Source organism: Nonomuraea sp. NPDC050383 (genome assembly GCF_044459125.1).
GTDB lineage: Bacteria > Actinomycetota > Actinomycetes > Streptosporangiales > Streptosporangiaceae > Nonomuraea.
Map to the genome: position 1 here is coordinate 352,448 of NZ_JBITIP010000009.1, position 6,906 is coordinate 359,353.

5 protein-coding genes are annotated in these 6,906 nt (G+C 73.2%); 1 reads left to right on the forward strand and 4 read right to left on the reverse strand.

The features are described from left to right. Window positions 1–32 precede the first annotated feature (32 nt). The 3 genes from rocD to ACIBG4_RS24255 form a co-directional block, all read right to left on the reverse strand. Window positions 33–1,241, reverse strand: coding sequence for an ornithine--oxo-acid transaminase (gene rocD, locus ACIBG4_RS24245; RefSeq protein WP_397203711.1), 1,209 nt, complete (start codon window positions 1,239–1,241; stop codon window positions 33–35). A 1-nt stretch (window position 1,242) separates the two neighbouring features. Then, window positions 1,243–2,040: a dimethylargininase gene (ddaH, locus tag ACIBG4_RS24250; protein WP_397203712.1), complete on the reverse strand. Its 798-nt coding sequence runs from the start codon at window positions 2,038–2,040 to the stop codon at window positions 1,243–1,245. Between the two features lie 159 nt (window positions 2,041–2,199). Continuing rightward, window positions 2,200–2,709: an Lrp/AsnC family transcriptional regulator gene (locus ACIBG4_RS24255; protein WP_310710356.1), complete on the reverse strand. Its 510-nt coding sequence runs from the start codon at window positions 2,707–2,709 to the stop codon at window positions 2,200–2,202. A gap of 142 nt (window positions 2,710–2,851) precedes the next feature. Here ACIBG4_RS24255 and ACIBG4_RS24260 point away from each other — a divergent pair, with 142 nt between their 5' ends. Continuing rightward, window positions 2,852–5,206 (forward strand): GH1 family beta-glucosidase, encoded by a 2,355-nt coding sequence (locus ACIBG4_RS24260; RefSeq protein ID WP_397203713.1) that lies wholly within the window; start codon window positions 2,852–2,854, stop codon window positions 5,204–5,206. Between the two features lie 21 nt (window positions 5,207–5,227). Here the strand turns inward: ACIBG4_RS24260 and ACIBG4_RS24265 are convergent, their stop codons facing one another. After that, window positions 5,228–6,637, reverse strand: a complete 1,410-nt coding sequence (locus tag ACIBG4_RS24265) for a glycoside hydrolase family 16 protein (RefSeq protein ID WP_397203714.1) — start codon at window positions 6,635–6,637, stop codon at window positions 5,228–5,230. Window positions 6,638–6,906: the final 269 nt, after the last annotated feature.

Genomic DNA, 6,906 nt, shown 5'->3' on the forward strand with positions numbered 1-6,906 from the left:
GGCGCACGGAGGCGCTCAGCTGAAGGACGCGCTCAGCGGAAGGAGGAGATGGCGCCGACGAGCTGGTCGACCGCCCAGAGGAGGTCCTCCTCCGAGATGACGATCGGCGGCGCGAGCCGGATCGTCGAGCCGTGCGTGTCCTTGGCCAGCACGCCGCGCGCCATCAGCGCCTCCGACACCTGCCGGCCGGTCGCCAGCGACGGGTCGATGTCGACGCCCGCCCACAGGCCGCGTCCGCGTACGGTCACCACGCCGTCGCCGACGAGCTCGCCCAGCCGCGCGTGCAGCACCTCGCCGAGCCGGGCGGCCCGGTCCTGGAACTCCCCGGTGCGCAGGATCTCGATCACGGCGCTGCCCACGGCGCAGGCCAGCGGGTTGCCGCCGAACGTGGACCCGTGCTGTCCCGGCTTGATGACGCCGAGCACGTCCTCGTTCGCGGCGATGGCCGACACCGGGACGACGCCGCCGCCGAGCGCCTTGCCCAGCACGTACATGTCCGGCACGACGCCCTCGTGGTCGCAGGCGAACGTGCGGCCGGTGCGCCCGAGCCCCGACTGGATCTCGTCGGCGATCATCAGAACGTTCTCGGCCGTGCACAACTCGCGCAGCTGCGTCAGGTAGCCGTCCGGCGGCACCAGCACCCCGGCCTCGCCCTGGATCGGCTCGACCAGCACGGCGACCGTGTCGGCGTCGATCGCCTCACGGACGGCCTCGACCGAGCCGTACTTGACGATCTTGAAGCCGGGCGTGTACGGGCCGAAGCCGTCACGCGCGTCGGGATCGGTGGAGAAGCTGACGATCGTGGTGGTGCGGCCGTGGAAGTTGTCCTCCATCACGATGATGGTGGCCCGGTCCGGCTGCACGCCCTTGACCTCGTAGCCCCACTTGCGGGCCACCTTGATCGCGGTCTCGACGGCCTCGGCGCCGGTGTTCATCGGCAGGATCATGTCCTTGCCGGTGAGGTCGCCGAGCCCGGCGCAGAACTCCGCGAACTGGTCGTGGTAGAACGCCCGGCTGGTCAGCGTGAGACGCGCGAGCTGCCGCTGCGCCGCCGCGACGATCTTCTCGTTGCCGTGGCCGAAGTTGAGCGACGAGTAGCCGGACAGGCAGTCGAGGTAGCGCCTGCCGTCGACGTCGGTGACCCAGGCCCCGTGGGCCTCGCGGATCACCACGGGCAGCGGGTGGTAGTTGTGCGCGCTCCGGCGCTCGATCACGCCGATCAGCTCTGAGCTGGTCGTCATCTTAGTCGTTCCCCCTGATCTCCAGTGTGCAGCACTTCGGGCCCCCGCCCGCCTTGCGCAGCTCCGACAGGTCGACGGGGATCGGCTCGTATCCCCGTCGCTTCAGCTCCAGCTGAAGGTCGGAAGCCTCGTAGTTGATCACCACGTGGGTGCCGTCGCTGACCGCGTTGAGCCCGAGCACCTCGGCGTCGGCCGCGTTCGCGAGCACCGCGTCCGGGAACAGCCGGGCCAGCACCCGCCTGCTGCCCTCGGAGAAGGCGTCCGGGTAGTAGCAGACGTTGTGGCCGTCGAGCGGGAACAGCGCCGTGTCGAGGTGGTAGAAGCGGGGGTCCACCAGCGTGAGCGACACCACCGGCCGGCCCAGGAACTCCTGCGCCTCCAGGTGCGCGGCGACGTTCGTGCGGAAGCCGGTGCCGGCCAGCACGACCTCGTCCAGGGTCAGGAAGTCGCCCTCACCCTCGTTGACGTGCTCCGGCTCCAGTACAGGATACCCGCGCTCGGCGAACCAGCGCAGGTACGCCGGGCCCTCCGGGCCGCGCTGGGGGAAGGCGAAGCGGGCGCCGTACGCCCGGCCGTCCACGACGAGGGCGCCGTTGGCCGCGAACACCATGTCCGGCAGGCCCTCGACCGGGTCGATGAGGCTGACCTGGTGCCCGAGGCTCTCGTACGCGGACTTGAGTCCCTCCCACTGCCGGATCGCGACGTCGCGGTCGGCGCCGGCCTCGGGATGCATCCACGGGTTGATGGCGTACTCCACCGTGAAGTGCTCGGGGCGGCACATGAGGAAGTGCTTGGGCATGCAGGTCTCCGTAGAGGTCGGGCAAGGCTGCGGGATTCCGCGTGAGGGGGACGAAGACACTCTAAGAATGTATGTTTATGCAGGCCAAGCAATGTGAATGGCGTGTTCGCGCGGGTCTGTTGCGAGTATGGGCCGACGGCACGCGATCCGTTGCGCGGGCTACCGGACGGCCGCTTCAGGGGGCGTCGGGAGCGCCGCCGCACCCCCCGGGACGTCGGGCAGTGCGGCCCCCGGAGGCACGTCCACCAGCCGCGACAGCACGATCGAGCTCTTGGTCCGCACCACGAACGCCTCCGCCGCGATGCGCTCGATCACCCGCTCCACATGACGCACGTCCGTGGCCCGGATGTGCAGCAGCGCGTCGGCCTCTCCGGTGATCGTCGCCGCCGCGACCACCTCGGGGAACTTCGCGACCGCGAGCGCGATGTCGGACGGCTTGGTCTTGCCCTGGCAGAACAGCTCGACGTACGCCTCGGTGGTCCAGCCGAGCGCGCGCGGCGCCACCCTGGCGCTGAACCCGGTGATCACGCCGGTCTCGCGCAGCCGGTCCACCCGGCGCTTGACGGCCGACGCGCTCAGCCCGACGAGGTGCCCGATCTCCGCGTAGGTCTGGCGGGCGTCCTCCACGAGGGCCGCGACGATGGCACGATCCAGCCGGTCCAGTTCCACGCGCCCTGTATACCGCCTCGCCCCGCCGCGGCGCGACGCGACCGTTCCCGGCGCGCCGCACGACATGACCGACATGCGGCAGACTAGGCGCCGCGCGCCGCCACGCGGCGGCGCTCGTACGTCGCCGGAGGGTCGTCCATCGATGAGCACAGCGCGCTTCCCCGAGGGGTTCGTGTGGGGAGTGTCCACGTCCGCCTACCAGATCGAGGGGGCGACCGGCGAGGACGGGCGCGGCCCGTCGATCTGGGACGTCTTCCCCGGCGGGCGCAACGGCGATCCGGCCTGCGACCACTACCGGCGCTACGCCGACGACGTACGGCTGATGAAGGACCTCGGCATGGCCGCCTACCGGTTCTCGGTGAGCTGGCCGCGGGTCATGCCCGACGGCAAGGGCCGCCTCAACGGACCCGGCCTGGACTTCTACGACCGGCTGGTGGACGAGCTGCTGGCCGCGGGCATCGCGCCGTACGCCACCCTCTACCACTGGGACCTGCCGCAGGCCCTGGAGGACGAGGGCGGCTGGACCTCCCGCGACACCGCCCACCGCTTCGCCGACTACACGCGGGCCGTCCACGACCGTCTCGGCGACCGGGTCGGCACCTGGTTCACGCTCAACGAGCCGTGGGTGGCGGCGTTCCTCGGCTACGGCTCTGGCGTCCACGCGCCCGGCAGGCGCTCGGCAGCCGAGGCGTTCGTCGGCGCGCACCACATGCTGCTCGCCCACGGACTGGCCCTGGAGGCGCTGCGCTCGGCGGGCGCGCAGCGGGCCGGCATCGTGCTCAACCTCTCGCCCGTGCTCACCCCCGGCCAGCTCGGCGACCTGTCGTCGCAGCCGTCCGAGGAGGACGCGGAGGCGGTGCAGCGGATCGACGCGCTGCACAACCGGCAGTTCCTGGACCCCGTGCTGCGCGGCAGCTACCCCGCCGACCTGCTGCCGGTCGTCGAGCGGACCGCCGGGCTCGGGCACATCCGCGAGGGCGACCTCGACCTGATCGGCCGGCCGATCGACCTGCTGGGAGTCAACTACTACACGCCGACCGCCGTGCAGGCCCAGCCCGGCGCGGCCGGCGACGCCTCCTTCCCGGGCAGCGAGGGCGTCCTGTTCTGCAGCGTGCCCACCGCCGTGACCGCCATGGGCTGGCCCATCGTGCCGAGCGGGCTGACGCTGCTGCTGGGCCGCCTCTCGCGGGAGTACCCCGGGACCGAGCTGATGATCACCGAGAACGGCGCCGACTTCGTCGACGTGCTGACCCCCGAGGGCATCCACGACATCGAGCGGACGAGCTTCATCGAGGAGCACCTGCGCGCCCTGCGCGTCTCCCTGGACGAGGGGGCCAGGGTGAGCGGCTACCTCGTGTGGTCGCTGCTCGACTGCGTCGAGTGGGCCGACGGCTACCGCCGCAAGTTCGGCCTCGTCCACGTCGACCTGGAGACCCAGCGGCGGCGGCTGAAGGACAGCGCCCTGTGGTACCGCGACGTCATCGCCCGCAACGGCCTGCCGGACGGCCGGCCGCGGCGGCCCACGCTGGAGACCGTCGCCGCCCGCGCCGGCGTCTCCCGCGCCACGGTCTCCCGGGTGGTCAACGGCGAGGCGTCGGTGAGCGCCGAGGCGCGCGACGCGGTGCTGCGCGCCGTCCGCGAGCTCGGGTACGTCCCCAACGCCGCCGCGCGCAGTCTGGTGACCCGCAGGACCGACGCGGTGGCGCTGGTCCTGTCCGAGCCGCGGCAGGGCGGCGACGCGCTCATCGCCGCGATCGTCAGGTACGTCACGGGCATGCTCGAAGGGGCCGGCAAGCAGATCACGCTCATGCTGGCCGACACGGCCGAGAGCCGGCGCCGCGTGCTCCAGCACGTGGAGGCGCGGCAGGCCGACGGGGTCGTGCTGCTGCCGCCGGACGACCACGGCCCGCTGGCCGAGCAACTGGCCCGCACCGGCGTGCCGGTCGTGCTGCTCGGCAGGCCCGCCGTCGCCTCGCTCGTGCCGCACGTGGACGTGGACAACGCGGGCGGCGCCGGCGCGGCCACCGCCCACCTGCTGGAGCGGGGCCGCCGCCGCATCGGCATGATCTGCGGGCCGACGGATCTCGTGGCCGTGCAGGACCGGCTGGCCGGGCACCGCGACGTGCTGCACGAGGCGGGGCTGCGGCCCCTGCTCGCCCTGGCCGGGCCCGACCGCGAGTCCGGCGCGGAGGCGGCCCGGCGGCTCCTGGCCGACCACCCGGAGCTGGACGCCGTCCTCGCCACCTCCGACGACCTGGCGATCGGCGCGCTGCGGGCGGCCCGGGAGGCGGGCCGGCGGGTGCCGGACGACCTGGCGATCGTGGGCTTCGGCGACATCGACGCCGCCTCCTGCACGACCCCGGCCCTGACCACGGTCCGCGTGCCGGCCAGGGACCAGGCGCTGGCGCTGGCACGGCTCATGCTGTCCCGCCTGGACGGGCGGCACGCGGGGCCCGTGGTGCTGCCGGCCCGTCTGGTCGTTCGCGAATCGACCTGACGGGCCGTCGGGTCATGGCGGTCAGGAGGTCGAGAACGTCAGCCAGTTGAGGTTGACGAAGTCGGCCGGCTGGCCGCTGGCGAAGGTCAGGTAGACCGTGTGCCTGCCCGTCACCGGCGAGATGTTGGCCGGCACCGTGCGCCAGCTCTGCCAGCCCCCGGTGGAGGCCACCGCGAAGTCGCCCACCGGGGCGGCCGTCAGGCTGTCCAGGCGCACCTGCACGAGCCCGCTCACCCCCGCGGCCGCCCCCGAGGCGACGCGCACCCTGACCTGCCGGGCCGCCTCGGAGCCGAAGTCGACGTCGTCGAAGCGCAGCCAGTCGCCGTTGGAGACGCCGCCGACGTTCTGGCCGCCGCCGGTGTCGGTCGTGGACTCGACCATGGTGCCCGACTGGGCCTGGTAGCGCTCGGCCTGGATCGTGGAGCGGGCGTCCACGCCGCCGGGCGGCACGGTCGGGGTGTCCGTCGGCGTGGGGCCGGAGCCGCCGCTCTGCCACACGGCCACGTAGTCGACCAGCATGGACCGGCCGGGCACGGTCGCGGCGGTCGGCGTCGGGCCGGCCAGCGCGTCGGGGAAGGCGCCGCCCATGGCCACGTTGAGCAGCAGGAAGTAGCCGGCGTGCCCGGTCATCGAGCTCCAGGTGCCGGCGTCGAGCCGGCTCTGGCTCACGCTGTGGAACTGCTGCCCGTCCACGTACCAGCGGAGCTCGTTGGGGCTGGCGGAACGGTCCCACTCGAAGCGGTAGGTGTGGAAGGCCGACTGGCAGGTCGAGCCGGGGCAGGCCCGGCTCGCGCCGAGGCCCGTCGTCTCGTTGCACGGCCCGCCCGGGTTGACGCCGCAGTGCAGGACGCCCCAGACGGAGTTGACGCCGTTGACGTTCTCCATGATGTCGAACTCGCCTGTGCCCGGCCAGTTCCAGTAGTTCCCCCGGTACGGCGAGCCGAGCGCCCAGAACGCCGGCCAGTAGCCGAGGGCGGCGTCGCCGGTGACGTTCGGCATCTGGATGCGGCCCTCGATGCGCAGCACGCGGCCGTCCGCGGGCTTGAAGTCGGCGCGCCTGGTCTCGATGCGGGCGGAGGTCCACTCGCCGGAGGAGCTGCGCTGCGGGGTGATCCGCAGATTGCCCGAGCCGTCGAGGCTCAGGTTGGCCGCGTTTCCGGTGTAGTTCTGGATCTCGCCGGTGCCCCAGTTGCCGGGGCCGCCCGGGTAGGCGTGGCCGGTGTCGACGATCCAGTTTGACGAGGACGGGGCCGACCCGGCGGCGCCGCCGAAGTCGTCCGACCAGACGAGCGACCAGCCGGAGGGGGTGGGCGGGACGGCGGCGGAGGCGACGGCGGCGTGGACGAGCAGGCCGGCGAGCGTGACGAGGGCCGCGGACGCGGCGGCCAGGCGACGCCGGTGGCGCCGGTCGGACAGGAGGCGCGTTGTCATGGTTGCTCCTGGGGATGCGGGGGGCGCGGAGCGAGTACCGAGCTGAGAGAGCGCTCTCTTAGGAGGAGGGAAACACGCCATGACTCTCGTGTCAACAATCCCTGGACAGAGGGAGAGCGCTCTCGCCCCTGACGGGGGAGGCCCGGAACGCGAACGAGCCGGGGGGGGGGGGGCCGCCGCCCCCCCCCCCGCCCGGGGGGGGGGGGGGGGGGGCCCTGGCCGCCCCCCCGCGGGGCGGCCCCCCCGGGGCCGCCGGCGGCCCCCCCCAG